The organism is Saccharomonospora iraqiensis subsp. iraqiensis (assembly GCF_000430445.1).
GTDB lineage: Bacteria > Actinomycetota > Actinomycetes > Mycobacteriales > Pseudonocardiaceae > Saccharomonospora > Saccharomonospora iraqiensis.
The window spans coordinates 26,280-28,428 of the sequence record NZ_KE387032.1 but is presented as its reverse complement, the minus strand read 5'-3'; the positions used below and the strand labels follow the sequence as shown (position 1 = coordinate 28,428).

At 73.4% G+C, this 2,149-nt stretch carries 3 protein-coding genes; all 3 read right to left on the bottom strand.

Annotated features, from left to right (window positions below; genetic code table 11):
- Positions 1-40 precede the first annotated feature (40 nt).
- A complete protein-coding gene (locus ACTIR_RS0100770) occupies positions 41-1,261 on the bottom strand; it encodes a lipid-transfer protein (protein ID WP_034237658.1) in 1,221 nt (406 codons plus the stop codon).
- Complete coding sequence (locus ACTIR_RS0100765) at positions 1,258-1,719, bottom strand: MaoC family dehydratase (protein ID WP_084789262.1); 462 nt, start codon at positions 1,717-1,719, stop codon at positions 1,258-1,260. Before ACTIR_RS0100765 ends, ACTIR_RS0100770 begins: the two co-directional genes overlap by 4 nt.
- Positions 1,716-2,149, bottom strand: a 434-nt coding sequence (locus ACTIR_RS21000) for an acyl-CoA dehydrogenase family protein (protein WP_034237655.1), incomplete at its 5' end; no start/stop codon positions are given. The genes ACTIR_RS0100765 and ACTIR_RS21000, both read right to left, overlap by 4 nt.

Genomic DNA, 2,149 nt, shown 5'->3' with positions numbered 1-2,149 from the left:
GTCGCGGGGGCACCGGCGGCGCCGGTGCCCCCGTCCCCGGTCAGCGGTCGCGGGCGAGAATCAGGCCGCTGGTGGGGACCCCGGTGCCCGCCGTGACGAGGACGTGCGGCACCTCGCCCGGCTGGTTGACCGAGGCGCCCCGGATCAGCCGCACGCCCTCGGCGATGCCGTTCATCCCGTGCAGGTAGGCCTCTCCGAGCTGGCCGCCGTGGGTGTTGCAGGGCAGCCGCCCGTCGAGTTCGAGGTTGCCCGCGCGGACGAAGTCCTTGGCCTCGCCCCGCCCGCAGAAGCCCAGCTCCTCCAACTGCGGCAGCACCAGCGGGGTGAAGTGGTCGTACAGGATCGCCGCGGCGATGTCGTCCGGCCGCAGGCCGCTCTGTGCGTAGAGCTGGCTGCCCACCAGCCCCATCTCCGGGATGCCGGAGATCGACGGCCGGTAGTAGCTGGTCATCATGTGCTGGTCGGGCCCGGACCCCTGGGCCGCGCCCGCGATGTAGGCCGGTGGGTGCGGCAGGTCCTTCGCCCGGTCGGCGGAGACGACCACCAGCGCCTGCCCGCCGTCGGTCTCCTGGCAGCAGTCCAGCAGGTGCAGGGGTTCGGCGATCCACCGGGAGGCCTGGTGCTCGGCCAGGGTGATCGGGCGCTGGTGGAACCACGCGGCCGGGTTGGTCGCCGCGTGCCGGCGCATCGTCACCGAGACCCGGCCGAAGTCCTCGCTGGTGGCGCCGTACTCGTGCATGTAGCGGCGGGCGAACATGGCGACCCACTGCGCCGGGGTGGACAGCCCGAACGGGGTCATCCACGAGTACGCGGCGCGGTCGGCGTCGTCGCTGAGCGCCCGGTCGGCCTGGCCGAGGCCGTAGCGCACGCCGGAGCGTTCGTTGAACGCCCGGTAGCAGACCACGACGTCGGCCGCGCCCGTGGCCACGGCCATCGCGGCCTGGGCGACCGTGCCGCAGGCCGCGCCGCCGCCGTAGTGGACGCGCGAGAAGTGCCGGATCTGCCCCATCCCGGTGTTCCGGGCGATGTGGATCTCCGAGTTGGTGTCCGCGGTGAACGTCACCAGTCCGTCCACCTCGGACGGTTGGAGCCCCGCGTCGTCGATCGCGGCCCGCACCGCCTCGCACGCCAGGCGCAGTTCGCTGCGGCCGGAGTCCTTGGAGAACTCGGTCGCGCCGATCCCGGCGACGGCGGCCCGCTTCGTCAGGCTCGCGGACTCCCCGCCCGCCGCCGCGGTCGCGTCCGTGGTCGTCGCGGTCATGACCTCACCTCGTCCTTGCTCGCCCGGTCCCCGGCCGGGAACCGCAGCGCGACGGTGCCCGTCACGTGCGGACCGAGGCTGTTGTCCCCGCGCACGGCGACCTCCACCCGGCCGTCGGACACCCCGGTCACCTCGCCGGTCATCCGCATCTCGTCTCCCGGGTAGTTCGGCGCGCCGAGCCGGACCTTGATACGCGCCACCGATGCCGCGGGCCCGGCCCAGTCGGTGACGAACCGGCTCACCAGGCCGTTGGTGGTCAAAATGTTCATGAACACGTCCTTCGACCCGCGTTCGCGCGCCAGCTCCGGGTCGTGGTGGACGTCCTGGTAGTCCCGGCTGGCGATCGCGGTGGCCACGATCAACGTGCGGGTCAGCGGAATCACCAGGTCGGGCAGCGTGTCGCCGACGGCGATGTCGGCGTACCGCACGGGGACGTGCGGGTCGGCGGGGGTGGTCACGAGGCCGTCACCTCCGTGGTCGCGAGCACGGCACCGAGGCGGTCGAGGTCGGCGCTCGGCCCGCCGAGCGTGCCCGCGATCTCCTTGCCCCACAGGTAGTGCCGGTGCACCGGGTAGTCGAGGTCCACGCCGATCCCGCCGTGCACGTGTTGCACGCGGTGCACGACGCGCTGGCCCGCGTCGGTGGCCCACCACTTCGCGACCAGGGCCGTGCGGTCGAGGTCGGCGGGGTCGGCGTCGGCCCCGTCCGCCTCGTCGAGGCGGGTGGCGGCCTGCCACAGGGTCACGCCCGCCGCCTCGATGTCGATGTGGCAGTCCGCGAGCTGGTGCGCCACCGCCTGGAAGGTGCCCAACGGCCTGCCGAACTGTGTGCGCTCGCTCAGATAACCCGTCGCGTGCGCGAGCGCGCCGCGGGTGACGCCGAGCTGCA